This is a genomic window from Streptomyces sp. NPDC001108, assembly GCF_053598535.1.
Genome location: NZ_JBSFKL010000013.1, coordinates 168286 through 194644 on the forward strand (window position 1 = coordinate 168286; position 26359 = coordinate 194644).

Annotated in this window: 21 protein-coding genes and 1 pseudogene; 8 read left to right on the plus strand and 14 right to left on the minus strand. The window is 73.3% G+C overall.

Features of this window, described 5'->3' with window-relative positions; translation table 11 throughout:
• Nucleotides 1-4: 4 nt before the first annotated feature.
• The 3 genes from ACWC97_RS26355 to ACWC97_RS26365 form a co-directional block, all read right to left on the minus strand.
• Nucleotides 5-1684 carry a DEAD/DEAH box helicase gene (locus ACWC97_RS26355; RefSeq protein WP_450651930.1) on the minus strand — a complete coding sequence of 560 codons (1680 nt, stop codon included), beginning with the start codon at nucleotides 1682-1684 and terminating at the stop codon, nucleotides 5-7.
• A 190-nt stretch (nucleotides 1685-1874) separates the two neighbouring features.
• Nucleotides 1875-2078: a cold-shock protein gene (locus tag ACWC97_RS26360; protein WP_352274958.1), complete on the minus strand. Its 204-nt coding sequence runs from the start codon at nucleotides 2076-2078 to the stop codon at nucleotides 1875-1877.
• A gap of 218 nt (nucleotides 2079-2296) precedes the next feature.
• Nucleotides 2297-2923, minus strand: coding sequence for a TetR/AcrR family transcriptional regulator (locus tag ACWC97_RS26365; RefSeq protein WP_352274957.1), 627 nt, complete (start codon nucleotides 2921-2923; stop codon nucleotides 2297-2299).
• Between the two features lie 149 nt (nucleotides 2924-3072).
• Between ACWC97_RS26365 and ACWC97_RS26370 the strand changes: the two genes are divergently transcribed.
• Complete coding sequence (locus tag ACWC97_RS26370) at nucleotides 3073-4002, plus strand: rhomboid family intramembrane serine protease (RefSeq protein ID WP_450651933.1); 930 nt, start codon at nucleotides 3073-3075, stop codon at nucleotides 4000-4002.
• A gap of 145 nt (nucleotides 4003-4147) precedes the next feature.
• Here the strand turns inward: ACWC97_RS26370 and ACWC97_RS26375 are convergent, their stop codons facing one another.
• The 3 genes from ACWC97_RS26375 to ACWC97_RS26385 form a co-directional block, all read right to left on the minus strand.
• Complete coding sequence (locus tag ACWC97_RS26375; protein WP_352274955.1) at nucleotides 4148-5608, minus strand: glutamate synthase subunit beta; 1461 nt, start codon at nucleotides 5606-5608, stop codon at nucleotides 4148-4150.
• Nucleotides 5601-10193 carry a glutamate synthase large subunit gene (gene gltB / locus ACWC97_RS26380; protein ID WP_450651935.1) on the minus strand — a complete coding sequence of 1531 codons (4593 nt, stop codon included), beginning with the start codon at nucleotides 10191-10193 and terminating at the stop codon, nucleotides 5601-5603. The genes ACWC97_RS26375 and gltB overlap by 8 nt, the downstream gene beginning before the upstream one ends.
• A gap of 664 nt (nucleotides 10194-10857) precedes the next feature.
• Complete coding sequence (locus tag ACWC97_RS26385; RefSeq protein ID WP_352274953.1) at nucleotides 10858-11592, minus strand: VIT1/CCC1 transporter family protein; 735 nt, start codon at nucleotides 11590-11592, stop codon at nucleotides 10858-10860.
• Between the two features lie 266 nt (nucleotides 11593-11858).
• On the opposite strand from ACWC97_RS26385, the pseudogene ACWC97_RS26390 reads away from it, so the two are divergent.
• From ACWC97_RS26390 to ACWC97_RS26420, 7 genes and pseudogenes are all read left to right on the plus strand, one after another.
• Nucleotides 11859-12914, plus strand: a pseudogene (locus tag ACWC97_RS26390) (ADP-ribosylglycohydrolase family protein); the annotation flags it as partial.
• Nucleotides 12915-13256: 342 nt separating this feature from the next.
• Nucleotides 13257-14435, plus strand: a complete 1179-nt coding sequence (locus ACWC97_RS26395; protein WP_450651955.1) for an ADP-ribosylglycohydrolase family protein — start codon at nucleotides 13257-13259, stop codon at nucleotides 14433-14435.
• Nucleotides 14377-15564 carry an ADP-ribosylglycohydrolase family protein gene (locus ACWC97_RS26400; RefSeq protein WP_352274952.1) on the plus strand — a complete coding sequence of 396 codons (1188 nt, stop codon included), beginning with the start codon at nucleotides 14377-14379 and terminating at the stop codon, nucleotides 15562-15564. The genes ACWC97_RS26395 and ACWC97_RS26400 overlap by 59 nt, the downstream gene beginning before the upstream one ends.
• Nucleotides 15561-16940: an ADP-ribosylglycohydrolase family protein gene (locus ACWC97_RS26405; RefSeq protein ID WP_450651938.1), complete on the plus strand. Its 1380-nt coding sequence runs from the start codon at nucleotides 15561-15563 to the stop codon at nucleotides 16938-16940. Before ACWC97_RS26400 ends, ACWC97_RS26405 begins: the two co-directional genes overlap by 4 nt.
• A complete protein-coding gene (gene rbsK / locus ACWC97_RS26410; protein WP_352274950.1) occupies nucleotides 16937-17821 on the plus strand; it encodes a ribokinase in 885 nt (294 codons plus the stop codon). The genes ACWC97_RS26405 and rbsK overlap by 4 nt, the downstream gene beginning before the upstream one ends.
• On the plus strand, nucleotides 17818-19017 hold the full coding sequence (locus ACWC97_RS26415) for a CaiB/BaiF CoA transferase family protein (protein WP_352274949.1): 1200 nt from the start codon (nucleotides 17818-17820) through the stop codon (nucleotides 19015-19017). Before rbsK ends, ACWC97_RS26415 begins: the two co-directional genes overlap by 4 nt.
• Nucleotides 19014-19817, plus strand: coding sequence for an HpcH/HpaI aldolase/citrate lyase family protein (locus tag ACWC97_RS26420; protein ID WP_352274948.1), 804 nt, complete (start codon nucleotides 19014-19016; stop codon nucleotides 19815-19817). The genes ACWC97_RS26415 and ACWC97_RS26420 overlap by 4 nt, the downstream gene beginning before the upstream one ends.
• Nucleotides 19818-19879: 62 nt before the next feature.
• Here ACWC97_RS26420 and lgt read toward each other — a convergent pair whose 3' ends face one another.
• The 8 genes from lgt to ACWC97_RS26460 all read right to left on the minus strand — a co-directional run bounded on the left by lgt (nucleotide 19880) and on the right by ACWC97_RS26460 (nucleotide 26129).
• Nucleotides 19880-20929 (minus strand): prolipoprotein diacylglyceryl transferase, encoded by a 1050-nt coding sequence (gene lgt, locus ACWC97_RS26425; RefSeq protein ID WP_450651941.1) that lies wholly within the window; start codon nucleotides 20927-20929, stop codon nucleotides 19880-19882.
• Nucleotides 20930-21038: 109 nt separating this feature from the next.
• The gene (locus ACWC97_RS26430) at nucleotides 21039-21866 is read right to left on the minus strand and encodes a DsbA family protein (protein ID WP_352274946.1); all 828 of its coding nucleotides are present in this window, start codon (nucleotides 21864-21866) and stop codon (nucleotides 21039-21041) included.
• Nucleotides 21867-21940: 74 nt separating this feature from the next.
• Nucleotides 21941-22753 (minus strand): tryptophan synthase subunit alpha, encoded by an 813-nt coding sequence (gene trpA, locus ACWC97_RS26435; protein ID WP_392278797.1) that lies wholly within the window; start codon nucleotides 22751-22753, stop codon nucleotides 21941-21943.
• Entirely contained in the window at nucleotides 22750-23991 is a 1242-nt protein-coding gene (trpB, locus tag ACWC97_RS26440) for a tryptophan synthase subunit beta (protein ID WP_385211346.1), read from the minus strand. Before trpB ends, trpA begins: the two co-directional genes overlap by 4 nt.
• 137 nt (nucleotides 23992-24128) lie before the next feature.
• Complete coding sequence (gene trpM / locus ACWC97_RS26445) at nucleotides 24129-24347, minus strand: tryptophan biosynthesis modulator TrpM (RefSeq protein WP_385211344.1); 219 nt, start codon at nucleotides 24345-24347, stop codon at nucleotides 24129-24131.
• Nucleotides 24348-24354: 7 nt separating this feature from the next.
• Nucleotides 24355-25164, minus strand: coding sequence for an indole-3-glycerol phosphate synthase TrpC (gene trpC, locus ACWC97_RS26450; RefSeq protein WP_352274943.1), 810 nt, complete (start codon nucleotides 25162-25164; stop codon nucleotides 24355-24357).
• Nucleotides 25165-25278: 114 nt separating this feature from the next.
• Nucleotides 25279-25794, minus strand: a complete 516-nt coding sequence (locus ACWC97_RS26455) for a DUF2752 domain-containing protein (protein WP_450651943.1) — start codon at nucleotides 25792-25794, stop codon at nucleotides 25279-25281.
• Nucleotides 25795-25877: 83 nt separating this feature from the next.
• Nucleotides 25878-26129, minus strand: coding sequence for an HGxxPAAW family protein (locus ACWC97_RS26460; protein ID WP_352274942.1), 252 nt, complete (start codon nucleotides 26127-26129; stop codon nucleotides 25878-25880).
• Nucleotides 26130-26359 lie beyond the last annotated feature (230 nt).

Consider the following 26359-nt stretch of genomic DNA (forward strand, 5'->3'; position numbering starts at 1 on the left):
GTCGCTAAGCGGCCCTGCCGCCGCGCCCCTGGCCGGAGCGCCCGGCGCCCTGCGGGCGTGCCCCGCCCCGGCCCCGGCCGCCGCCGGAACCCGCGGGACGGCCGCCACCGGAACCGGCTCCGCGGCCGCCGCCCGCGCCCGCCGTACGGGAAGCCCCGCCCGAGCCGTTCGTACGGGCCGCGCCGCCGGTGCCGTTCGTACGGGTCGCGCCGCCGGTGCCGCGGGCCTCGCCGCTCCCCTGTCCCGCGCCGCCGCGCCGGCCGCGTCCGCCGCCGGAGCGGGTGCGCTGCTTGGGCGGGGTCGGCTGCGGGACCTCGACGACGACCGCGACGCCGGACGGCTCGCGGGCGCCGGTGATCCGGACGAGCTCCTCGTCGCCGGAGCTGACCCGGGTGGTCCGCGGGGCGATGCCCGCGTCCGACATCAGCCGGGCCATGTCCCGCTTCTCCTCGGGCAGCACCAGCGTGACGACACTGCCGGACTCCCCCGCGCGGGCGGTGCGCCCGCCCCGGTGCAGATAGTCCTTGTGGTCGGTCGGCGGGTCCACGTTCACGACCAGGTCGAGATCGTCGACGTGGATGCCGCGGGCCGCCACGTTCGTCGCCACCAACGCGGTGACCTGGCCGTTCTTGAACTGGTCCAGGGTCCGGTTGCGCTGCGGCTGGGACCGCCCGCCGTGCAGCGCCGCGGCCCGTACGCCGCTGGCCAGCAGCCGCTTGGCGAACCGGTCGGCACCGCGCTTGGTGTCCACGAACATGATCACCCGGCCGTCCCGGGCGGCGATCCGGACGGCCACGGCCTTCTTGTCGGTCGCGTCGGCCACGTGCAGCACATGGTGCTCCATGGTGGTGACCGCACCGGCGGACGGGTCCACGGAGTGCACGACCGGGTCGGTCAGGAACATCGTGACCAGCCGGTCGATGTTCTTGTCGAGCGTGGCCGAGAACAGCATCCGCTGACCGCCCGGCTCGACCTGCTTCAGCAACCCGACGACCTGCGGCATGAAGCCCATGTCGGCCATCTGGTCGGCCTCGTCGAGAACGGTGATCGCGACCCGGTCCAGCTCGCAGTCGCCCCGCTCGATGAGGTCCTTCAGCCGGCCGGGCGTGGCGACGAGCACCTCGGCGCCCCGGCGCAGCGCGGCGGACTGCCGGGTGATCGACATGCCGCCGACGACCGTGGTCAGCCGCAGCCGCAGGGCGGCCGCGTACGGCGTCAGCGCGTCGGTGACCTGCTGGGCCAGCTCACGGGTGGGGACGAGGACGAGCGCCAGCGGGGCCTTGGGCTCGGCGCGCCGCCCGGCGGTGCGGGCCAGCAGCGCGAGGCCGAAGGCGAGGGTCTTGCCGGAGCCGGTGCGGCCCCGGCCGAGGATGTCCCGGCCGGCCAGCGAGTTCGGCAGGGTGGCGCCCTGGATCGGGAACGGCTCGGTGACGCCCTGCGCGGCGAGGGTCTTCAGCAGGGCTTCGTCCATGTCCAGCTCGGCGAACGCCTCCACGGCGGGCAGGGCGGGGGTCACGGTCTCCGGAAGGGCGAACTCGCCCTGCGACGGTGTGGCCCTGCGACGGGACGACGCCTTGCCGGATCCCTTGCCGGAACCCTTGGCGGGTGCCCTGTCCGGGGCCGTGCCGCGCCCCCTCGGCGAGCGGGTGCGGGCGGGCCGGTCCGGGCGTTCGGAGCGGGTCATACGGAATTGCCCTCCTGGGGGATTCCTGAGGAGTTCCGGGGTGTCCGGTGGATTTCCTCGGAACTGCGTGGGACTGCTGGGGGTGCCGGTACCGGCGGTCAGGCCCGGTAGGGGCCCCGGGACAGCACAAGCCGGGACCCGCACCTTCGTGGTGCGGGCCCCGGCTGCGAGGTACGCGTCCGGCGGCTGATCAGGCCGGGACGATGTTCTCCGCCTGCGGGCCCTTCTGGCCCTGCGTGACGTCGAAGCTGACCTTCTGACCCTCGACGAGCTCGCGGAAGCCCTGGGTCGCGATGTTGGAGTAGTGGGCGAAGACGTCGGCGCCGCCGCCGTCCTGCTCGATGAAGCCGTAGCCCTTTTCAGAGTTGAACCACTTCACGGTTCCGGTGGCCATATTGTTCTCCTTACGAGGTGCAGTGCCGGAATTCCGCACTTTACGAATTCCGAGTCGCCGCATTGAGCCCCATCCGGAGAAAGCCGGAAAACAATAATGCGCCTGACGAAGCATTCCCGTCAGGCGCACCAAAAGTTCATGGGTACCAAAACTGCAACGCCCCCACCGTAGCACGTTCCGGCGAACCGTGACGGGGACGCGCCGGGCGGGCCGCCGGGTCAGTCTTCCGGCGGGGCGGAATCCAGGGCGATGCCGTCCAGGACCATCGAGAGGTACTGGCGGGCGATCTCCTCGGGGCTGTGCAGCCCGCCCGGCCGGTACCAGGAGGCCGCGACCCAGACGGTGTCGCGGACGAAGCGGTAGGTGAGCCGGATGTCGAGGTCGGCGCGGAAGCTGCGGTCGGCGACGCCGCGCTCCAGCGTGCCGAGCCAGGCCTTCTCGAATCTCCGCTGGGACTCCACGAGGTAGCCGAAGCGCGGCTGGGCGGCGAGGTGCCGGGCCTCCTTCTGGTAGATGGCGACGGCGGCCCGGTGCCGGTCGATCTCCCGGAAGGACTCGGTGACCAGTGCCTCGATGGTCGCCCTGGGCGGCAGCCCGGCGTCGAGCACCGCGTCGTACCCCTCCCAGAGCTCGTCGAGGAAGGTCGAGAGGATCTCGTCGATCATCGATTCCTTGGAATCGAAGTGGTAGTAGAGGCTGCCCGCGAGCATCCCGGCCGCGTCCGCGATCTTGCGGACGGTGGTGGCGTTGTATCCCTGCGCGGCGAAGACCTCGGCCGCGGTGGCGAGCAGTTCGCTCCGCCGTTCGGGTGAGGGGGTAGCCCGGGGCTTCTTCTTGGTAGGCACCCGGCCATTCTCCGCCCGTTCCCGCGCCCCCGGCCTTCCGGCCCTCCGTACGGCGTTCGCTATCTTGATCGCCGCGCCCCGATCCGCCGCGTCCTGATCCGCCGCCGCCCCACCGGCCGTTCGTGCCCGCCCTACCGAAGGAGCCCGTCGTGGAGGCCGCAGCCACCACCTGTTACCGCCATCCGTCGTACGAGACCTATGTCAGCTGCGTGCGCTGCGAGCGCTTCATATGCCCCGACTGCATGCGGGAGGCGGCCGTCGGCCACCAGTGCGTGGAGTGCGTGAAGGAGGGCCAGCGGTCGGTCCGGCAGCCGCGCACCGTCTTCGGGGGCGCGGTTCCCCGGTCCGCGGTGCCGATCGTCACGTACGTCCTGATGGGGCTGAACATCGCCGCCTACCTGGGCGAGGTGGTCCGACCGGGGATCCTCGACCGGTTCGCGATGCTGGGGGCCGGGCTGGTGGGCCCGGACAAGGGGTACTACGTCTACCAGCCCGGGGCCGGCACCATCCCCGGCTTCGACGCGATCGGGGTGGTCGACGGCGAGTGGTACCGGCTGCTGACCGGGGCCTTCCTGCACCTGCCGCCGACCGGGGCGACCCTGGGGGCGCTGCCGTTCGGGATCCTGCACATCGTCTTCAACATGTACGCGCTGTGGAACCTGGGCCGGGTCGTCGAGCAGCAGCTGGGCCGGGCCCGCTACCTGGCGCTGTATCTGCTGTCCGCGCTGGGCGGTTCGGTGCTGGTCCATCTGATCGCGCCGTCCGACCTGACGGTGGGCGCCTCGGGCGCGATCTTCGGCCTCGGCGCGGCCTTCTACGTCATCCATCTGCGGCTGGGCCGGGACATGGCGCCGGTCAACCGGTTCATGGCGATGTTCCTGCTCTGGATGGTGATCTCGGCGGGGTTCGCCTCCTGGCAGGGCCATCTGGGCGGGCTGCTGACCGGCGGCATCGTGACGCTCGCGTACGCCTACGCCCCGGCGAACCGGCGTACCGCGTTCCAGGCCGCCGCGTGCGTGGTGCTGCTCGCGGTGCTGGTGCTGCTGGTGGTGCTCAAGAACTCCGCGCTGGCGGGCTGAGAGCCTGCCGGGTGGCCTTCCGGTCGACGGCGACCCGGCGGGCCCGGAACGCACCGCGGCGCCTGCCGAATCGTCCGGTCGGGGACGGGCAGGCGCCGCGGTCAGTTCCGTACGCCGTTGTACGGGACGTCTCGGCAGGCCGCGATCAGACCGTCAGGGCGCGGTCGGTCGGGCGGATCGGGGCCGGCAGGGAGCTGGCCCCGGTCAGGTAGCGGTCCACGCCGCGTGCCGCGGAGCGGCCCTCGGCGATGGCCCAGACGATGAGGGACTGGCCGCGTCCGGCGTCACCGGCGACGAAGACCCCGTCGACGTTGGTGGCGAAGTCCGCGTCCCGGGCGACGTTGCCGCGTTCGTCGAGCTCCAGGCCGAACTGCTGCACCAGGCCGTTGGCCTGGTCGGTTCCGGTGAAGCCCATGGCGAGCGTGACCAGCTGGGCCGGGATGCGCCGCTCGGTGCCGGGCTTCTGCTCCAGCCTGCCGTCCTTGAACTCCACCTCGATCAGATGGAGGGCCTGGACGTCGCCGTTCTCGTCGCCCTCGAAGCGGGTGGTCGAGACGGAGTAGACGCGCTCGCCGCCCTCCTCGTGCGCGGAGGTGACCTTGTAGAGCATCGGGAAGGTCGGCCAGGGCTGGCCCGCGTTCCGCTCCTCGCCCGGCCTCGGCATGATCTCCAGCTGGGTGACGGACAGGGCGCCCTGGCGGTGGGCGGTGCCGACGCAGTCGGCCCCGGTGTCGCCGCCGCCGATGACCACGACGTGCTTGCCCTCGGCGGTGATCGGGGCGACCGTCAGATCGCCCTCCTGCACCTTGTTGGCGAGCGGCAGGTACTCCATCGCGAAGTGCACGCCGTTGAGCTCGCGGCCCGGGACGGGCAGGTCGCGCGAGACCGTGGCGCCCGCGGCGACGACCACCGCGTCGTAGCGGCGGCGGAGCTTGGCGGCGTCGATGTCGCGGCCGATCTCCGTCTCGGTGCGGAACTTGGTGCCCTCCGCGCGCATCTGCTCGATGCGGCGGTTGATGTGCGACTTCTCCATCTTGAACGCGGGGATGCCGTACCGCAGGAGGCCCCCGATGCGGTCCGCGCGCTCGTAGACGGCGACGGTGTGGCCGGCCCGGGTCAGCTGCTGGGCGGCGGCGAGACCGGCCGGGCCCGAGCCGATGACGGCGACGGTCTTGCCGGAGAGCCGCTCGGGCGGGCGCGGGGTGACGTCGCCGCTGTCCCACGCCTTGTCGATGATGGAGACCTCGACGTTCTTGATGGTGACGGCCGGCTGGTTGATGCCGAGCACGCACGCCGACTCGCACGGGGCGGGGCAGAGCCGGCCGGTGAACTCGGGGAAGTTGTTCGTGGCGTGCAGCCGCTCGGACGCCGCCGCCCAGTCCTCGCGGTAGGCGTAGTCGTTCCACTCGGGGATCAGGTTTCCGAGCGGGCAGCCGTTGTGGCAGAACGGGATGCCGCAGTCCATGCAGCGGCCGGCCTGCTTGCTGATGATCGGGAGCAGCGAGCCGGGGACGTAGACCTCGTTCCAGTCCTTGACGCGCTCGGCCACGGGGCGGGTCTCGGCGACCTCGCGTCCGGTGGTCAGGAAGCCCTTGGGGTCAGCCATGGGTCGCCGCCTCCATCATCTTCTCGGTGGTCTCCTGTTCGGAGAGACCGGCGAGCTCAGCGGCGTCCTTGGCGGCGAGCACTGCCTTGTACGTGGACGGGATGATCTTGCTGAACCGGGTCGCGGCGCTGTCCCAGTCGGCGAGCAGCTTCTCGGCGACGGTGGAGCCGGTCTCCTCGTGGTGGCGGCGCACGACGTCGTGCAGCCACTGCCGGTCGGTGGCGGAGAGCTCCTCGATCGCGCCGAGGTTCCCGGGGTTGACGTGGTCGCGGTTGAGGTTGACGACGTACGCGACGCCGCCGGACATGCCGGCCGCGAAGTTGCGTCCGGTCTCGCCGAGGACGACGGCGTGGCCGCCGGTCATGTACTCGCAGCCGTGGTCGCCCACGCCCTCGGAGACGACGGTGGCGCCGGAGTTGCGGACGCAGAACCGTTCGCCGGTACGGCCGCGCAGGAAGAGTTCGCCGCCGGTGGCGCCGTAGGCGATGGTGTTCCCCGCGATGGTGGAGTACTCGGCGAGGTGGTCGGCGCCGCGGTCCGGGCGGACGACGATCCGGCCGCCGGAGAGGCCCTTGCCGACGTAGTCGTTGGCGTCGCCCTCCAGGCGCAGGGTGACGCCGCTGGGGACGAAGGCGCCGAAGGACTGGCCGGCGGAGCCGGTGAAGGTGATGTCGATGGTGTCCTCGGGCAGTCCGGCGCCGCCGAACCGCTTCGTCACCTCGTGGCCGAGCATGGTACCGACGGTGCGGTTGATGTTGCGGATCGCGAGCTGGGCCCGGACCGGCTGGGCGCTCCCGGCGTCCGGTGCGTCCAGGGCGTCGGCGGCGAGCCGGATCAGCTCGTTGTCGAGGGCCTTGTCCAGGCCGTGGTCCTGTTCGACGAGCCGGTGGCGGGCGGCGCCCTCGGGGAGTTCGGGGACGTGGAAGAGCGGGGCCAGGTCGAGGCCCTGGGCCTTCCAGTGGGTGACGGCCCGGTCGGTGTCGAGGAGTTCGGCGTGGCCGACGGCCTCCTCGATCGAGCGGAAGCCGAGCCCGGCGAGGATCTCGCGGACCTCCTGGGCGATGAACTCGAAGAAGTTCACGACGTACTCGGCCTTGCCGGAGAACCGGTCGCGCAGGACGGGGTTCTGGGTGGCGATGCCGACCGGGCAGGTGTCCAGGTGGCAGACGCGCATCATGACGCAGCCGGAGACGACGAGCGGCGCGGTCGCGAAACCGAACTCCTCGGCGCCCAGCAGGGCGGCGACGACGACGTCGCGGCCGGTCTTGAGCTGGCCGTCGGTCTGGACGACGATCCGGTCGCGCAGGCCGTTGAGCAGCAGGGTCTGCTGGGTCTCGGCCAGGCCCAGTTCCCAGGGGCCGCCCGCGTGCTTCAGCGAGGTCAGCGGGGAGGCTCCGGTGCCGCCGTCGTGGCCGGAGATCAGCACGACGTCGGCGTGGGCCTTGGAGACGCCGGCGGCGACGGTGCCGACGCCGACCTCGGAGACCAGCTTCACGTGGATGCGGGCGGCCGGGTTGGCGTTCTTGAGGTCGTGGATCAGCTGGGCGAGATCCTCGATGGAGTAGATGTCGTGGTGCGGCGGCGGCGAGATCAGGCCGACGCCGGGGGTGGAGTGCCGGGTCTTCGCGACCCAGGGGTAGACCTTGTGGCCGGGCAGCTGGCCGCCCTCGCCGGGCTTGGCGCCCTGCGCCATCTTGATCTGGATGTCGTCGGCGTTGACCAGGTATTCGCTGGTCACCCCGAAGCGGCCGGAGGCGACCTGCTTGATGGCCGAGCGTCGCTCGGGGTCGTACAGCCGGTCGGCGTCCTCGCCGCCCTCGCCGGTGTTGGACTTGGCGCCCAGCCGGTTCATGGCGATGGCGAGGGTCTCGTGCGCCTCACGGGAGATCGAGCCGTACGACATGGCGCCGGTGGAGAAGCGCTTGACGATCTCGGAGACGGGCTCGACCTCGTCGACGGGGACCGGGGTGCGGTCCTGGGTGAAGCCGAAGAGGCCGCGGAGCGTCATGAGGCGCTCGGACTGCTCGTTCACCCGGTCGGTGTACTTCTTGAAGATGTCGTAGCGCCGGGTGCGGGTGGCGTGCTGGAGGCGGAAGACCGTCTCCGGGTCGAAGAGGTGCGGTTCGCCCTCGCGGCGCCACTGGTACTCGCCGCCGATCTCCAGCGCGCGGTGCGAGGCGGAGATCCCGGAGGGCGGGTACGCCTTGGCGTGCCGGGCGGCGACCTCCTGGGCGACGACGCCGAGACCGGCGCCGCCGATCTTGGTCGCGGTGCCGTGGAAGTACTTCGCGACGAATTCCTCGTCCAGGCCGACGGCCTCGAAGACCTGGGCGCCGCGGTAGGAGGCGACGGTCGAGATGCCCATCTTGGACATGACCTTCAGAACGCCCTTGCCGAGCGCGTGGATCAGGTTCCGGATGGCCGCCTCGGGCTCGATGCCCTCGATGAACGTACCGGCGCGGACCAGGTCCTCGACCGACTCCATCGCGAGGTACGGGTTGACCGCGGCGGCGCCGTAGCCGATGAGGAGCGCGACGTGGTGGACCTCGCGGACGTCCCCGGCCTCGACCAGCAGGCCCACCTGGCTGCGCTGCTTGGTGCGGATGAGGTGGTGGTGGACGGCGGAGGTGAGCAGCAGCGAGGGGATCGGGGCGTGCTCGGCGTCGGAGTGCCGGTCGGAGAGGACGATCAGGCGGGCGCCGTCCTCGATGGCGGTGTCGACCTCGGCGCGGATCTCCTCGATCCGCGCGGCGAGGGCCTCGCCGCCGCCGCCGACCCGGTAGAGGCCGGCGAGGGTGGCGGCCTTCATGCCCGGCATGTCGCCGTCGGCGTTGATGTGTATCAGCTTGGCGAGCTCGTCGTTGTCGATCACCGGGAACGGCAGCGTGACGGCGCGGCAGGACGCGGCGGTCGGCTCCAGCAGGTTGCCCTGCGGGCCGAGCGTTGAGCGCAGCGAGGTGACGAGTTCCTCGCGGATGGCGTCCAGCGGCGGGTTGGTGACCTGCGCGAAGAGCTGGGTGAAGTAGTCGAAGAGGAGGCGGGGGCGCTCGGACAGCGCGGCGATCGGCGAGTCCGTGCCCATGGAGCCGAGCGGTTCACCGGCGGTGCGGGCCATCGGTGCGAGGATGACGCGCAGCTCCTCCTCGGTGTAGCCGAAGGTCTGCTGGCGGCGGGTGACGGAGGCGTGCGTGTGCACGATGTGCTCCCGCTCGGGGAGGTCCTCCAGCTCTATCTCGCCGGCTTCCAGCCACTGCGCGTACGGCTGCTCGGCGGCGAGGGACGCCTTGATCTCGTCGTCCTCGATGATGCGGCCCTCGGCCGTGTCGACGAGGAACATCCTGCCGGGCTGGAGGCGGCCCTTGCGGACGACCTTCGCGGGGTCGATGTCCAGGACGCCGACCTCGGAGGAGAGCACCACGAGCCCGTCGTCGGTGACCCAGTAGCGGCCGGGGCGCAGCCCGTTGCGGTCGAGGACCGCGCCGACCTGGACGCCGTCGGTGAAGGTGACGCAGGCGGGGCCGTCCCAGGGCTCCATCATCGCGGAGTGGTACTGGTAGAAGGCGCGCCGGGCCGGGTCCATGGCGTTCTTCGCCTCGGGGCTCTCCCACGCCTCGGGCACCATCATCAGCACCGAGTGGGGCAGTGAGCGGCCGCCGAGGTGGAGCAGTTCCAGCACCTCGTCGAAGGAGGCGGAGTCGGAGGCGTCGGGGGTGCAGATGGGGAAGATCCGGTCGAGCCGTGACGCGTCGCCGTGTCCGCCGTCGGCGGGGCCGAACAGGTCGGTGGCGAGCTGGGACTCGCGGGCCTTCATCCAGTTGCGGTTGCCCTTGACCGTGTTGATCTCGCCGTTGTGGGCGACGAAGCGGTACGGGTGGGCGAGCGGCCAGCTCGGGAAGGTGTTGGTGGAGAACCGGGAGTGGACCAGGGCGACGGCGGTGGCCAGGCGGGGGTCGGAGAGGTCCGGGAAGAACGGCTCCAGCTGCCCGGTGGTGAGCATGCCCTTGTAGACGATCGTGCGGGCGGAGAGCGACGGGAAGTAGACCCCGGCCTCCCGCTCGGCGCGCTTGCGCAGGACGAAGGCCCGGCGGTCCAGGGCGATGCCGCTGCTCGTGCCGTCCGCGACGAAGAGCTGGCGGAACTCGGGCATGGTGGCGCGGGCGCCCTTGCCGAGGAGGTCGGGGGTGACCGGGACCTGGCGCCAGCCGAGGACCTTGAGGCCCTCCTCGGCGGCGATCTTCTCCAGTGCGCGGACGGCCCCGGTGGAGTCGTCGGCGGGCAGGAAGGCGATTCCGGCGGCGTAGGCGCCGGCCTCGGGGAGGTCGAAGGCGGTCTCCGCGCGCAGGAAGGCGTCCGGGACCTGGAGGAGGATGCCGGCGCCGTCGCCGGAATCGGGCTCCGATCCGGTGGCACCGCGGTGTTCGAGGTTGCGGAGCACGGTCAGCGCCTGCTCGACCAGCTCGTGGCTGGCCACACCGGTCAGAGTGGCCACGAACCCGACGCCGCAGGCGTCGTGCTCGTTGCGGGGGTCGTACATCCCCTGCTGGGCGGGGCGACCGTCCATGGGCGACCAGGCGTCGATACGCATCGGCTCTCCCGTCGTCGTCGTGGCATGTGCGATGCCGAGGGACGACGTTGGCCCTCTGCGAAATGTGATGCAGGTATACATGATGAGGCGCTTCTCAAAAAGCGGATAGCCCGTTCCACTATGCGGACACCGGATGAGCCGGTGAAGGGGTTGTCGCAAAGGGAGGATCGGCGCCCTGGGGCCGCAGAGAGCAGGCGTCGTTGCCCGCGGTGTCTACAGCTCTTGCCCGGTGGCGAGGAAAACGAAACCGCCGGGTAATGACTACTTATACGTAGTCCTGCATGGCGACTCATTTTACGCGGGCAGGGGCCGCCCCGCCCAGAGGCGGGAAAGAAGACGTACGTCACACGACCGGCGCACGCACAACGGGGCAGACGGGTGACAGCCGGGACATACGACGGCGGGCGCAGGCGGGCGAGCGCACGGCGGGCGGCCGCACTCCGGGCCCGGACATCGACGGCGGGCGCAGGCGGGCGAGCGCACGGCGGGCGGCCGCACTCCGGGCCCGGACATCGACGGCGGACACGCGACGGCCTGGGCGCGCCCCGGGCCCGGACACGCGACGGCGGACGTACGACAGCCGGGCGCCACCCCGGGCCGGACATGCGACGGCGGGCGCATCCGGTCCCGGATACGCCCGCCCGTCCGTCCCCGCCGTCGGGCCTCAGCCTCCGACGGCCACGCCGAACAGCATGCCCAGGCCGTAGGTCACGGCCGCAGCGGCGCCGCCCAGCAGCAGCTGGCGCAGCCCGCTGAACAGCCAGCCACGGGCCGTCACCCTGGCCACCACCGCACCGCAGGTGAACAGCCCGACCAGCGCCAGCAGCACGGCCGGCCACAGCGCGCTCGCACCGAGCAGGTACGGCAGCACGGGCAGCAGCGCCCCCAGCGCGAACGCGCCGAACGACGACACCGCGGCCACCAGTGGCGAGGGCAGATCGCCCGGGTCGATGCCCAGCTCCTCGCGGGCGTGTATCTCCAGGGCCTGCTCCGGGTCGCGCGACAGCTGCCGCGCCACCTCGCGGGCCAGCTCCGGTTCGACGCCCCGGGACACGTACAGCTCGGCGAGCTCCCGCTCCTCGTCCACCGGGTGCTTGCGCAACTCCCGCCGCTCCACGGCGAGTTCGGCCTCGACCAGCTCCCGCTGAGAGGCCACGGAGGTGTACTCGCCGGCCGCCATGGAGAACGCTCCGGCCGCCAGGCCCGCCAGGCCGGTGATCACGATGGTCTGCTGGGAGACCGCGCCGCCCGCGACACCGGTCATCAGCGCGAGGTTGGAGACCAGGCCGTCCATGGCCCCGAACACGGCGGGGCGCAGCCAGCCGCCGTTGACGTCCCGGTGGGTGTGGTTGTCGCGGTGCGCCTCGTGCAGTACGGCGTCGTTCTCGATGATGGCCACGGATCTCCCCTTCTCCGGAAGCGGGTTCCACTCGCCCCACCCCTGCTCGACATCACCGAAAGTACGCACGAAACACGACTCCCGCCAGCAAGGCAGGCCGTACTTACCACCACCCCTGACCAGGTAAGTAAGCCTTTCCTCAGCTCTTCTGACGGCTCATCCGACTGGCTCTTTTCTCGTGGCCCGCGGCCTCTGTCGGGGCTCCGCGTGGCACAGATGCGGGGAGGCCGGAGAACTGGCTCGGCGCGAGCGAAGGGGTCGACGCGATGGAGTTGATCACAGGGGGTCCGACGGAGCCGAGCGCGGGCCGCACACCCCGGACGGACCCCGGCGACCGGGCGCGCGGCTGTCTGCTCGGCCTCGCGGTCGGGGACGCGCTGGGGGCGCCGGCGGAGAACATGCGGCCCTCAGAGATCCGTCGCCGCTGGGGCCGGATCGAGGGCTTCGTGAGCGACGACCCCGCCGGTACGGACGACACGGAGTACACGATCTTCTCCGGGCTGCTGCTCGCCCGGCACGGTTCCGCGCTGACCGTCACGCATGTGGAGCGGGCCTGGCACCGGTGGATCGCCGATCTGGACGAAGGACAGTTCCGCGGCGCCGGGTTCAGCGAGCGGGGCACGCTGGAGAATCTGCGCCGGGGGCTGGCCGCCCCGATCTCCGCCCAGCACCGGCACGCCTGGAGCGACGGGCTGGCGATGCGGGCGGCCCCGTTCGGGGTGTTCGCGGCGGGCCGCCCGGACGAGGCGGCCCGGCTGGTCGCGGTGGACGGGCGGGTCAGCCACGAGGGGGAGGGCATCTACGGCGGCCGGGCGGTGGCGGCCGGGGTCGCCGCGGCGATGGTGGGCGCCGGGGTCGCCTCGGTGATCGCCGCCGCCCTGTCGGTCGTACCGATGGACTCCTGGACGGCGCGTTCGCTGCGGCGCGCGGTGGCGGCGGCGCAGCGCTCCTACCCCGACCGGCTCACCATGGAGCGCGCGGTGCGGTCCGCGGTGGTGATCGGCGGGTACCCGTGGACGGATCTGGCGCCCGAGGCGGTGGGGCTGGCCTTCGGCGCCTTCGCGGCGGCGCGCGGCGACTTCCGGGCGGCGGTGCTGACGGCGGTCAACATGGGCCGGGACGCGGACACCACGGCCGCGGTGGCGGGCGCCCTGGCCGGTGCCCTGCACGGGATGGCGGCGATCCCGCCGCACTGGGGGGCGGCGATCGGCCCGGTCCGGGGCAGTTGCCTGCCGACCATGCGCGGCCATCACGTCCTGGACATCGCGGAGTTGCTCACCCCGGACGAGCCCGACGAGGAACCGGCCGCGGACGCGCCCCCGAGCGGCGATCCCCTGGCCCGAACCACCGCACGACCGGACACACGGACCGACGTCCCGACCACCGTAGTACGACCGGATACGCAGGCCGACGAACGGTCCACCGTACGGCCGGACGTACGGAGCGGCGCGGCCACCGACGCGGCTGCGGAGGTACGGACCGGCGCGAGCACCGGCGTACGGACCGACGCGCAGACCCGCGCGAGCACCGGCGTGCGGGCCGATACCGACAGCGCGCGCCACGACTCCGTCCTCTCCGACTCCGCCTCCTCCGCCCCTTCCGCCGCCACGCCCTCCCCCGCCGCCGGGCCGCGCCACCGGCCCGTCGCCGGGCTCCGCCCGCGGATCGAGGGGCTGCTGCTCGGGCTCGCCTCCGGGGACGCGGCGGGCTGGCCCGCCGCGCGGCACCGGGCGGCCCGGATGCCGGAGTGGACCCGGCGGCTCACCCGGGAGCTCGACACCTTCGCCGAGCAGAACGCCACCACCACGCTGCCCGTCCCGATCGCCCTCAACCAGCCGCCCGAGCCCCTGCGGCTGGGCCCGTCCGACGACGCCGAATGGGCGGCCTTCGCCGCCGGTACCCTCCTCGCCTCGGCGGCCGCGCCGCTGCACGGCCTCTCCCCCGGCGAGCGGCTGCGGGCCGCCGTCGACGTGGCCTGGAACGCGCTGGCCGCCGAGGTCGCGGCGGCCGCCGCCCGCGCCCCCGAGGTCGAGTCCGCGGTGCTCCCGCTGCGCGCCCGGATCTCGGTACGGGCCGGGCTGGGCAACCTCGCCGCCGGGCTGCGCCCGCCCGCCACCGGCCACGACAACCCGCACTACTTCGACGACGCGGCCTGCGTACGGGCCGCCGTGCTCGCCGTAGCCCACCCGGGCGACCCCGAAGCCGCCGCCGACCTCGCCGAGTTCGACGCGCGCTACACCCAGGACGGCGACGGGGTGCACGGCGCCCGCGCGACGGCGGCGGCCCTCGCCTGCGCGCTCGGCGGCGCCGATGTCGACACGTCGGTCAACGCCGCGCTGGCCCAGCTCCCCGAGGGCACCGAGATCGCCCGCAACGCCGCCCACGCCGTCCGGATCGCCCGCGACTTCGTCGGTGAGGCGGCCGGTGCCTTCGCCCTCGTCCCCGTACTGGAGCACCAGATCGTCGACCACGTCTACAGCTACGGGATCGCCGCCGCCGAGACCGTCCCGGTCGCCCTCGCCCTCGCCACCGCGGCCCGGGGCCGGATCACCCAGGCCGTGCCCGCGGCGGCCTGCCTGTCCCGGGTCGCCGACTCCGCGCCCGCCCTGGCCGGTGCACTGACCGGGGCGCTCGGCGGGATCGGGGCCGTCCCGGGCGGCTGGCGCGAGGCCTGCCGCACCCTCGCCGGCTGTGCGCTGCCCCGGCTCGCCGGGACCGATCTCATCGAACTCGCCGGGCTGCTGGCAGACCGGGAACCGGACACCTCGGGTGGACAATTCGGACATGACATCCACGATGCCCCTACGGTCCGAGGCCGGACCCACGACACCCGCACTCGATGACCGGATCACCGGCGCGCTCGTCGGCGCCGCCGTCGGCGACGCGCTCGGCGGCCCGGTGGAGGGCCGCTCCCCCGAGCAGATCGTGGCCCGCCACGGCGGCCGGATCGACGGCATCGTGGGCCCCTGGGACGGCGGGAACTGGCGCACCGCACGCCCCATCGCCCCGTACCACAAGGGCGACGGACACGTCACCGACGACACCCTGATGACCCATGCGCTGGTACGGGTCTACGGCACCGTGCGCGACCACCTCGACGCCTACGCGGTCGCCCGCCACCTGGTCCCCGAGCTGATCTCCCGGCCCCGCTGGATCCCGGAGCTGGAGGCCGAGGCGCTGCCGCTCCAGCGGATCTTCCTCGCCGAGAAGTGGATCGTCGCCCGGCTGCACTACGGCCACGCCGACCCGCGCGAGGCGGGCAACGGAAACATCGTCAACTGCGGCGCGGCGATGTACATGGCGCCGGTCGGCCTGGTCAACGCCGCCCATCCGCAGGCCGCGTACGCCGAGGCGCTGGACGTCGCCGGGGCCCACCAGTCGAGCTACGGCCGGGAGGCGGCCGGGGTCTTCGCGGCGGCCGTCGCCGCCGCCTGCGCCCCGGGCGCGACCCCCGCGGGCATCGTCGAGACCTGTCTGTCGCTCGCCAAGGACGGCACCCGGTCGGCGATCGAGGCGGTGTGCGAAGCCGCGTCCGCGCACCACGACTTCGAGTCCGCGCTGGCCCCGCTGCGCGCCGCCGTCGCCCCCTTCGACTCGGTCGGTCCCGACTACCGCGCCCCGTCCCTCGGCGCCCGCAGACCCTCCCGGCTGCACTCGATCGAGGAGCTGCCCATCGCGCTCGGCATGCTGCTCGTCGCCGACGGCGACTACCGGCACACGGTGCTCGGCTCGGTCAACTACGGCCGGGACTGCGACTCGATCGCCACCATGAGCGGGGCCCTGGCGGGCGCGCTCGGCGGCGGACGGGCGGTCCCCGCCGACTGGGCCGCCACCGTCGCGGAGGCCAGCCGCCTCGATCTGCACGCCCCCGCACGGGACCTGGCCGCGGTCGCCCGCGAGGTGTTCGCCCGGGACACCGCCCGCCGACGCGGCCACGAGGCGGCCTTCGCCGCACTGGCGGCGGCCCGATGACCGTACGGGTGACCTGGGTGCAGCCGGAGGACCTGGTCGGGCACGAGCTGCGGCAGGCCGCCGAGGACGGCCGGGACGCCCGCGCCGTCGCGCGCCGGTGGTACGAGGCGGGCGGTGCCCCGGCCCCGGAGCGCGCGGGCGCCTCCCCCGTACCGGCCCCGGGGCTGCGGGTCCTCGCGGAGCGGCTGCTCGACGAACTCGCCCTGCTGGAATCCCCGTCGGGCGAGGACGAGCCGACCGGCCTGGCCTCGATCCGGGCCGCCTGCCCCGACTGGCCGGCGCCCCGCCCCGGTACCGCGCCGGTGTCCCCGGAGCGGCTGCACGCCGCCTGGCTGGGCCGGGCGGCCGGCTGTCTGCTCGGCAAGCCCGTCGAGAAGCTGCCCCTGGACGGCATCCGGGCACTGGCCCGCGCCACCGGGAACTGGCCGCTGACCACCTGGTTCACCGCCCGTGGGCTGCCCGCCCCCCTCGCCGCCGCCCACCCGTTCAACCGCCGCTCCGCGCCCTGCTCGCTGGCCGAGAACATCGACGGCATGCCGGAGGACGACGATCTCAACCACCCGCTGCTGACCCTGCTGCTGCTCCGGCGCCACGGCCCGTCGTTCACCACCGACGACCTCGCCCGGCTCTGGCTCGACGCACTGCCGGCCGGCCGGACGTTCACCGCCGAGCGGATCGCCTACCGCAATCTGCTGGACGGCATCGAGCCCCCGCACACCGCCCGGTACCGCAATCCGTTCCGGGAGTGGATCGGCGCCCAGATCCGGGCCGACGTGCACGGCTGGACCCACCCCGGCGACCCCGGGGCCGCCGCCGCGCAGGCCCACCGGGACGCCGTGCTCAGCCACACCGGCAACGGCGTGTACGGGGCGATGTTCACCGCCGCCGCGCTCGCCGAGGCGGCCGGGGGCGCGAGCGACGTGCACGGCTGCCTGGCCACCGGGCTGCGGGTGGTGCCCCCGCGCTCACGGTTCGCGCGCGCGGTCCACGCCGGGATCGCGGCGGCCCGCGCCCACGCCGGTAGCTCCTTCGACGCGGTGGCCGACCGGCTGCACGCCGGGTACGGCGGGTACCACTGGGTGCATGTGCTGCCCAACGCCGCGCTGCTCGCCGCCGCCCTCACCCACGCCGACGGGGACTTCTCGCGCTCCGTCTGCCGTGCGGTGGAGGGCGGCTGGGACACCGATTCGAACGGGGCGACCGCCGGTTCGCTCGCCGGGCTGCTGGCCGGGTCGCCCGAACGGCTGCCGGAGCACTGGACCGCCCCGCTGAAGAACCGGCTCGCCACCTCCGTACCCGGATTCGACGGCATCGGCTTCGACGAACTCGCCCGGCAGACCCACCGGCTCACCTCCGAGGAGACACTGTGCCCATGACCCGCATCGCGGTGCTCGGGAGCACCAATATGGACCTGGTCGCCTACACCGAACGGGCCCCCCGGCTCGGCGAGACCGTCACCGGGCGGGAGTTCCGCACCGTGCCCGGCGGCAAGGGCGCCAACCAGGCCGTGGCCGCGGCCCGCGCGGGCGGCGACGTCCTGATGATCGGCGCGGTCGGCGACGACGCGTACGGCGGCCTGCTGCGGGACAACCTGGAGCATTCGGGCGTCGACACCGATCTGCTGCACACCGCCGAGGGCCCCAGCGGCACCGCGCACATCGTGGTCGACTCCACGGGCGCCAACGCGATCGTGGTGATCCCCGGGGCCAACGCCACCGTCACCGCGCTCGGCCCCGGCGAGACCGCCGCCATCGCGGGCGCCGGGCTGCTCCTCCTCCAGCTGGAACTGCCGCTCTCCGCGGTGGTCGAGGGCGCCCGCACCGCCCGCGCCCAGGGCGTACGGACCATCCTCACCCCGTCCCCGGTGCAGCCACTCCCGGACGAACTCCTCGACTGTGTCGACCTGTTGGTGCCCAACGAGCACGAGGCGGCCGAGCTGTCCGGCTTCGCGGACCCCTGGGCGGCCGCGGAGCACCTCCTCGGCCGGGTCCCCGTCGTCGTCATCACCCTGGGCGCGAAGGGCTGCCTGTACGCGGCCCGGGGCACCGAGCCCGTCCTCTTCCCCGCCCCCGAGGTGACCGCCGTCGACACCACCGGGGCGGGCGACACCTTCGTCGGCACCCTCGCCGTGGCACTCGCCGAGCACCGCCCCGTACCGGAGGCGCTGGCCTGGGCGGCGGCCGCCGCCGCGCTCTGCGTGCAGCGGCCCGGCGCCTCGGCCTCCATGCCATACCGCACCGAGATCGAGGCCGCGTGACCACGCCCGCGCGGGCACCGCTGACCGGGCTGCGGGTGCTCGACCTCGCCACGCTCTTCGCCGGTCCCCTCTCCGCCACCCTGCTCGGCGACTTCGGCGCCGAGGTGATCAAGGTCGAGCATCCGCTCCGCCCCGACCCCTCACGCGGGCACGGCCCGACGAAGAACGGCGTCGGCCTCTGGTGGAAGCTGCTGGGCCGCAACAAACGCACCATGACCCTCGACCTCTCCACGCCCGGCGGCCGGGACGTCCTGCTCGGGCTGGCCGCCCGGACCGATGTGGTCGTCGAGAACTTCCGGCCCGGCACGCTGGAGCGCTGGGGTCTGGGCTGGGACGAGCTGCACGCGGCCAACCCCCGGCTGGTGCTCGTCCGGGTCACCGGCTTCGGCCAGTTCGGCCCGTACGCCCACCGCCCCGGCTTCGGCACCCTCGCCGAGGCGATGAGCGGCTTCGCCGCGATCACCGGGGAGCCGGACGGCCCGCCCACCCTGCCGCCCTTCGGGCTCGCCGACTCGATCGCGGCGCTGGCCACCGCGTACGCCGTGATGGCCGCGCTCGCCGGGCGCGAGCGGACCGGGCGGGGGCAGATCGTCGACATGGCGATCATCGAACCGATCCTGACCGTGCTGGGCCCGCAGCCCCTCTGGTACGACCAGCTCGGCTACGTACAGCCGCGCACCGGCAACCGCTCCCGGAACAACGCCCCGCGCAACACGTACCGCACCTCTGACGGGCACTGGGTCGCGGTCTCCGCCTCCGCCCAGTCGGTCGCCGAGCGGGTGATGCGCCTGGTCGGCCGGGCGGAACTGATCGACGAGCCCTGGTTCGCCTCCGGCACCACCCGCGCCGAGCACGCCGACGAGCTGGACGCGGCGGTCGGCCACTGGATCGCCCGGCACACCCGCGAGCAGGCGGTCTCCGCCTTCGAGAAGGCGGAGGCGGCCATCGCCCCGATCCACGACGTCCAGGACGTGATGGAGGACCCGCAGTACCGGGCGCTGGACTCGGTGACCGAGATCGACGACCCGGAGCTGGGCCCGCTGCGGATGCAGAACGTCCTCTTCCGGCTCTCCGAGACCCCGGGCTCGATCCGCTGGGCGGGCCGGCCGCACGGCGCGGACACCGAGGAGATCCTCACCGGTCTGGGCCTGTCGGGCGCGGAGATCGCCGCGCTCCGGTCGGCGGGCGTCCTGTGACCGCGGCGGTCCCGCTCACCTGGCTGTACGTCCCCGGGGACCGGCCGGAGGTGGTGCGCAAGGCCCTGGGGTCCGGGGCGGACGTGGTCATCGTGGACCTGGAGGACGCGGTGGCGCCGGAGCGCAAGGAGTACGCCCGCTCGGCCACCGTCGAGCTGCTCTCCGACCCGCCCGGAAAGAGCGCCGTACCGGTCCACGTCCGGGTCCACACCGAGACGGACGTCCTCGCGCTGGCCGGGCTGCCGGGGCTCTCCGCACTCCGGCTGCCCAAGATCACGCACGCGGCGTCCGTCCATCACATCGCGGCCGTGGCCCCCGGCGTCCCGCTCTGCCCGCTGCTGGAGTCGGCGCTCGCCGTCGAGCACGCCTACTCGGTCGCCGCCGCCCACCCCCAGGTGTGCGCCGTCGCGCTCGGCGAGGCGGACCTCCGCGCCGACCTGGGGGTACGAGACGACGCCGGGCTCGACTGGTCGCGCAGCCGGGTGGTGGTCGCGGCCCGCGCCGCCGGGCTGGCCCCGCCCGCCCAGTCCGTCTTCGCCGACGTCCGGGACCTGGACGGGCTGTGGGCGTCCTGCGCGCACGGCCGGGCGCTGGGCTTCCTGGGGCGGGCCGCGATCCACCCCCGCCAGCTCCCGGTGATCGAGCGGGCCTTCCGCCCGACGCCCCGGGAGATCGAGGCGGCGGCACAGATCGTGGCGGCGGCCGAGACGGACGGGGGCGCGCTGGCGCTCCCGGACGGGCGGTTCGTCGACGCGGCGGTGGTGGCCTCGGCCCGCAGGACGCTGGCGCTGGCGGGCTGAGCGGGAAGACACCTGGGGCCCGGACCGTCCGGTCCGGGCCCCAGGTAGCAGGTCGCCGTGGCTCAGCCGTTCTTGGCCGGCTCCGCGGTGTCCTTCTTCGTCAGTTTCTCCGACGCCTTCGGCTCGTCCCCGGGCGCGTCGCCCCCGGTGTCGGCCTTGTCCGGTGCGTCGGCCTCGGTGTCGGTGCCGGCCTCGGTGTCCGCGGCCTTCGCGTCCTCGGCCTCCACGGCGTCCGCCTTCTTCGCCCCGTCCTCGCCCGCGGAGGCGTCATCCGCGGCCTCGGCGGCCGCTTCCTCGGCGGCGCCGGGCTCCACGACCTCCTCGCGCCCCGGCCGTACCTTCGCCGAGACGACGATGTAGACCACGGCCAGGACGAAGACGATCAGCGCGGTCCACACGTTCAGGCGCAGGCCCAGGACGTGGTGGGCCTCGTCGACCCGCATGTACTCGATCCAGCCCCGGCCCGCGCAGTACGCCGCGACGTACAGGGCGAAGGCCCGGCCGTGCCCGAGCTTGAAGCGGCGGTCCGCCCAGATGACCAGCAGGGCGACACCGACGCACCACAGCGACTCGTACAGGAACGTCGGGTGGTACGTGCCGGCGAGCCGGTTGGGGCCCTCGCTGATCTTCAGCGCCCACGGCAGGTCGGTCGGCTTGCCGTACAGCTCCTGGTTGAACCAGTTGCCCCAGCGGCCGCAGGCCTGGGCCAGGGCGATGCCGGGGGCCAGCGCGTCGGCCCAGGCGGGCAGCGGGATGCCCCGGCGGCGGCAGCCGATCCAGGCGCCGACGGCACCGAGCGCGATCGCGCCCCAGATGCCGAGGCCGCCCTGCCAGATCTTGAAGGCGTCGACCCAGTTCCGGCCCTCGCTGAAGTACAGCTGGTAGTCGGTGATGACATGGTAGAGACGGCCCCCGACGAGGCCGAAGGGCACCGCCCAGACGGCGATGTCGGCGACGGTTCCGGCTCTGCCGCCCCGGGCGACCCAGCGCTTGTTGCCGAACCAGACAGCGACGAAGACGCCGATGATGATGCAGAACGCGTAGCCGCGGAGCGGGATCGGGCCGAGATCGATCACGCCGGTCGACGGGCTGGGAATGTAGGCAAGTTCCATGGCAGAGTCGACGCTACCTTGCCGGGTGGGGGCCGGGGCAACCCACCCGACAACGTATGGGTAACGGGCCGGTCATCGAATTCCCTTCCGGCCACGGCCCGGTGGCCGGTCAGGAACCCGGCGGGACAGGGGTGACCGTGCCCGGCTTCTTGCCCTTGTTGGCCTCGGCCACCCACTTCTTCAGGTTCTCCACGGTGATCGGCTCGTTGCCCTTCTTCGGGAAGATCGACTCCCCGTTGAGCAGCGCGGTGGGCGTGCCCTGGAAGCCGCCGTTCTGGAACGCCGTGTTGGACTTCTTGACCCAGGCGTCGTGCTTTCCGTCCTCCACGCAGCTGCGGAACGTGGCGGTGTCGAGACCGGGGACCTTGCCGGAGAGCTCGATCAGCTTGGCGTTGTCACCGAAGGCGTCGTCGGTCTCCTGCGGCTGGTTGCGGTAGAGCACGTCGTGGTACGCGGGGAACTTCCCGGCGTCCTGTGCGCAGGCCGCGGCGTTGGCCGCGCGGAGCGAACCGCTGCCGCCGAGGTTGCCGTCGATGATCGTGGCGAGGTGGTACTCGACCTTGAGCTGTCCGCTGTTCTCCAGCTCGTGGACGGTGTCGCGGAAGGCGTTCTCGAACTGGGCGCAGACCGGGCAGCGGAAGTCCTCCCAGATGGTGAGGGTGGACGGGGCGTCGTCCGCGCCGACCGCGATGGCCAGGCTGTCCTTCCCGGTCGCGCCGGACGGGGCGACGGCGGGGCCCGCCGCCTCGCCCTTGCTGTTCTTGCCGCCGCTGTTCGCGGCGATCACGCCGACGACGGCGGCCAGCGCCAGCACGCCCACCACGGCGCCGGAGACGATCAGCGTGCGCCTGCGGCGCTCGCCCGCCCGCTCCCGTTCACGCTGCTGTGCGAGCCGCTCGCGCGCGGCCCTCTTTCCCTGTTCGTTCTTCTCGCTCACAACCGCAGCAACGAACCGGGGAGGCACACGCGTGCCTCCCCGGTCAAGGTCCACCCGTTCGGGTGATGCCGTGATCAGCGCTTTCGAACGCCCTCGGCGAGTTCGCCCGCCAGGGAGCGGACGGCGGCCAGACCGGCCGCCTCGTCGGGGGCGTCGAGCATCGCCTTGACGAAGGCGGAGCCGACGATCACCCCGTCGGCGAAGCCCGCGACCTCGGCGGCCTGCTCGGCGTTCGAGACCCCGAGGCCGACGCAGACCGGCAGGTCGGTGGTGGCGCGGGTGCGCCGGACCAGGTCCTGGGCCTGGTCGCCGACCGATGCGCGGGTGCCCGTGACGCCCATCAGCGAGGCCGCGTAGACGAAGCCGGAACCGGCCGCCGTAATGGTGGCGAGGCGCTCGTCCCTGCTGCTCGGCGCGACGACGAAGACGGTCGCGAGACCGTGCTTGCCGGCGTGCTCCCGCCACAGGGCGGACTCCTGGACGGGCAGGTCGGGCAGGATGCACCCGGCGCCGCCCGCCTCGGCGAGTTCGGCGGTGAAGCGCTCGACGCCGTACCGGTCGATCGGGTTCCAGTACGTCATGACGAGGATCGGGACGCCGGTCGCCCGGTGCGCCTCGCGGACCGTGCGCAGTACGTCGGCGATCTTCACGCCGCCGCGCAGGGCGATGTCGTCGGCGGTCTGGATGACCGGTCCGTCGAGCACCGGGTCGCTGTGCGGCAGGCCGACCTCGATGATGTCGGCGCCGCCCTCGACGGCCGCCCGCACGGCCGCGATGCCGCCGTCGACGGTCGGGAACCCGGCCGGGAGGTAGGCGACGAGCGCGGCCCGGTCCTCCCCCTTGGCCCGTGCCAGGGTGGTTTCCAACAACTCCACGTTGCCGCTCACTTGCCGTCCTCCGCCCCGTCGTACAGCCCGAAGTAGCGGGCCGCGGTGTCCATGTCCTTGTCGCCCCGGCCGGACAGGTTGACCACGAGGAGCCCGTCCTTGCCGAGTTCCCTGCCGACCTCCAGGGCCCCGGCCAGCGCGTGCGCGCTCTCGATGGCCGGGATGATCCCCTCGGTGCGGGAGAGGAGGCGGAGCGCCCGCATGGCGTCGTCGTCGGTGACCGCGCGGTACTCGCCGCGGCCGATGTCCTTGAGGTACGAGTGCTCCGGGCCGATGCCCGGGTAGTCCAGACCGGCCGAGATGGAGTACGGCTCGGTGATCTGGCCCTCGTCGTCCTGGAGGACGTAGCTGCGCGAGCCGTGCAGGATGCCGGGCTCGCCCGCGGTCAGGGTCGCCGCGTGCTCGCCGGTCTCCACGCCGTGTCCGGCGGGCTCGCAGCCGATCAGCCGGACCCCCTCGTCGGGGATGAAGGCGTGGAAGAGCCCGATGGCGTTGGAGCCGCCGCCGACGCAGGCGATGGCGGCGTCCGGCAGCCGGCCGGCCCGCTCCAGGACCTGGCGGCGGGCCTCGACGCCGATGACCCGGTGGAAGTCGCGCACCATGGCGGGGAAGGGGTGCGGTCCGGCGACGGTGCCGAAGAGGTAGTGCGTGTTGTCCACGTTGGCGACCCAGTCGCGGAACGCCTCGTTGATGGCGTCCTTCAGGGTCCGGGAGCCGGACTTCACGGCGATGACCTCGGCGCCGAGGATCCGCATCCGCGCCACGTTCAGCGCCTGCCGCTCGGTGTCGACCTCGCCCATGTAGATGGTGCAGTCGAGGCCGAAGAGGGCGCAGGCGGTGGCGGTGGCGACGCCGTGCTGGCCGGCGCCGGTCTCGGCGATGACCCGGGTCTTGCCCATCCGCCGGGTGAGCAGCGCCTGACCCAGCACGTTGTTGATCTTGTGCGAGCCGGTGTGGTTGAGGTCCTCGCGCTTGAGGAAGACCCGGGCGCCGCCCGCGTGCTCCGCGAAGCGCGGCACCTCGGTGAGCGCGCTGGGCCGGCCGGTGTAGTTGACCATGAGGTCGTTGAGCTCGGCGGCGAAGGCCGGGTCGGCCTTGGCCTTGTCGTACTCGACGGCGACCTCGTCGACGGCGGCGACCAGCGCCTCCGGGATGAACTTGCCGCCGAACGCGCCGAAATAGCCCTCGGCGCTGGGGATCAGACCCTCGGGGTCCGGAAGGAAGAAGTCAGATGACATCCGACATGGCTCCTCGTCATCGCAATGGGTGAGTGGACCGTTTGCGCCATGAGCAGAGCACCACCCGGCCGTGAGGAGGCTCGGGCGGTTCGATCGTACGTACGTTTGACCGGAGCGGTCCGGTACGTCGGCCGGGGTCAGCTGGGCGCGGACCCCGTGCGCCATCGCATGCCGTTGACCTGTCCGGGTTCGTCACCGATCACGTACCGCACCCGGCGGCCGTGGACGCGCCGGGCGGGGGCCCGGCAGCCACGGGGCCGGCAGCCGCGCGCCAGCGGGGCGTGCGGGACCCGGACCGTCGCGCCGGTGGGGCGCAGGCCCTGCCGGGGACGGGACGCGGGGCGGGCGTCGGACACGGGTGGGTCAGCCCCGTCCGTGCCGGAGGGCGGGGTGGGCGCCGGCGGCCACCAGGTCGGCGACGGCGGCGCGCGGGTCGCGGCCGGTGACCAGGGACTCGCCCACGAGCACCGCGTCGGCGCCCGCGTTGGCGTAGGCGATCAGGTCGTGCGGACCGCGGACGCCGGACTCGGCGACCTTGACGATGTGGTCCGGGATCTCCGGGGCGACCCGGTCGAAGGTGGAGCGGTCGACCTTGAGGTCCTTGAGGTTGCGGGCGTTGACGCCCACGACCTTCGCCCCGGCGGCGACGGCGCGCTCCGCCTCCTCCTCGTCGTGCACCTCGACGAGCGGCGTCAGGCCGATGGACTCGGCGCGCTCGATCAGCGAGACCAGCGCCTCCTGGTCCAGGGCGGCGACGATCAGCAGGGCCAGGTCGGCGCCGTAGGCGCGGGCCTCCCAGAGCTGGTACGACGTGACGATGAAGTCCTTGCGGAGGATCGGGATGTCGACCTTGGCGCGCACGGCCTCCAGGTCGGCGAGCGAGCCGCCGAAGCGGCGCTGCTCGGTGAGGACCGAGATGACGGACGCGCCGCCCGCCTCGTAGTCCGCGGCGAGACCGGCCGGGTCGGCGATCGCGGCCAGCGCGCCCTTGGAGGGGCTGGACCGCTTGACCTCGCAGATGACGTTGACGCCCTCGCCGCGCAGGGCGGCGGCTCCGTCCTTGGCCTGCGGGGCGCGCGCGGCGCGCTCCTTGAGCTCGTCGAGGCTGACGCGCGCCTGCCGCTCCGCGAGGTCGGCGCGTACGCCGTCGATGATCTCGTCGAGCACACTCACGCGAGCGGCCCCCTTCCGGAACGGTGATGAGGGAACAGGATCAGCCGTGTCCATGCTATCCGCAGAAGGCCGCCGACCCGAACCTGATAGCCGAATGTCCCACTACCTGGGCATTCAAGGGGCCAGAACCGATCCGAACGGCAGATTCCGCACGACCGAGAAGGCCAGCACGACGGCGCCGATCCCCCACCAGACGGCGGGTCGCACCGCCAGGCTCATCGGTCTGCCGCGGGCGGCGCGGACCGTCCAGAGCGTCCACAGGACGGCGAAGGTCGCGTAGCCCACGACGGCGAGGGCGTTGGAGCCGAGGGCGGCGGCGAGGTCGCCGTGCGCCACCGCGTGGGCGCTGCGCAGTCCGCCGCACCCGGGGCAGTAGATCCCGGTGAACCGGAGCAGCGGGCAGAGCGGGTAGTGGCCGGGCTCGTTGGGGTCGACGGTGCCGACGTAGCCGAAGGCGCCGACGACGACGGCCAGGACGGCCACCGGTGTGGCCAGCCGCCGCACGCGCGAGGCGGGGACGGGGGCCGGGGGGAAGTGCGGCGGGTACGGCGGGCCGGGCAGAGGGGCGGGTCCGGCTGCCGGGGCGGGGACCCGTTCCGGGGTGACGGCGGGGTCGGTCGATGCGTCCACCCGGTGATTGTCCCCGCTGACGCGTCGAGGCGCAGCCCGGTGGTCCGGGCCGCGCCTCGCGTGCGTACGGGTGCCGTGCGGCGTCAGGAGGAGACCTGCGCCTGTCCGGCGCGGGCCCGGGCGGCGGCCATCTCGGCCGACTCCTTCGGCATGCCGAGGCCCGCGGCCTTCATCGCGAGACCGACGACGCCGCCGAGGAGGACGACGCCGATTCCGGCCCAGAAGCCGACGGGGCTGGCCGCGACCATGAAGAGGCCCGCGACGCAGAAGCCGATGAAGGAGATGATGACACCGGTCCAGGCGGCCGGGGTGTGTCCGTGGCTGCTGCCCGCCATGAGTTGCTCCTTGTTGATGTTGCGCTGGTGGATTCGCCGTCGGCGAGCCGCTGTACGCGGTGCTCGTGCCGCCGTGCTGGAAGCTCGGCCCCCATTGTCCCGTACGAACGGGTCGGACGTGATCTCGGGGTGGGTCCTAGGACCTGTCTTCAAACTGCCGTCGTCCGGCCGGAGGCCGGGCCGTGCGGTGTCCGGTGCGTGCGATCGCAAGGCGGAGGGTCGCTCCGATA

Bases quoted from the DNA above. Each gene is read 5' to 3' on its own strand.
- ACWC97_RS26355 (WP_450651930.1), bottom strand. From the start codon at position 1,684: ATGACCCGCTCCGAACGCCCGGACCGGCCCGCCCGCACCCGCTCGCCG.
- ACWC97_RS26360 (WP_352274958.1), bottom strand. From the start codon at position 2,078: ATGGCCACCGGAACCGTGAAGTGGTTCAACTCTGAAAAGGGCTACGGC.
- ACWC97_RS26375 (WP_352274955.1), bottom strand. From the start codon at position 5,608: ATGGCTGACCCCAAGGGCTTCCTGACCACCGGACGCGAGGTCGCCGAG.
- gltB (WP_450651935.1), bottom strand. From the start codon at position 10,193: ATGCGTATCGACGCCTGGTCGCCCATGGACGGTCGCCCCGCCCAGCAG.
- ACWC97_RS26400 (WP_352274952.1), top strand. From the start codon at position 14,377: ATGACATCCACGATGCCCCTACGGTCCGAGGCCGGACCCACGACACCC.
- ACWC97_RS26405 (WP_450651938.1), top strand. From the start codon at position 15,561: ATGACCGTACGGGTGACCTGGGTGCAGCCGGAGGACCTGGTCGGGCAC.
- rbsK (WP_352274950.1), top strand. From the start codon at position 16,937: ATGACCCGCATCGCGGTGCTCGGGAGCACCAATATGGACCTGGTCGCC.
- lgt (WP_450651941.1), bottom strand. From the start codon at position 20,929: ATGGAACTTGCCTACATTCCCAGCCCGTCGACCGGCGTGATCGATCTC.
- trpB (WP_385211346.1), bottom strand. From the start codon at position 23,991: ATGTCATCTGACTTCTTCCTTCCGGACCCCGAGGGTCTGATCCCCAGC.
- ACWC97_RS26460 (WP_352274942.1), bottom strand. From the start codon at position 26,129: ATGGCGGGCAGCAGCCACGGACACACCCCGGCCGCCTGGACCGGTGTC.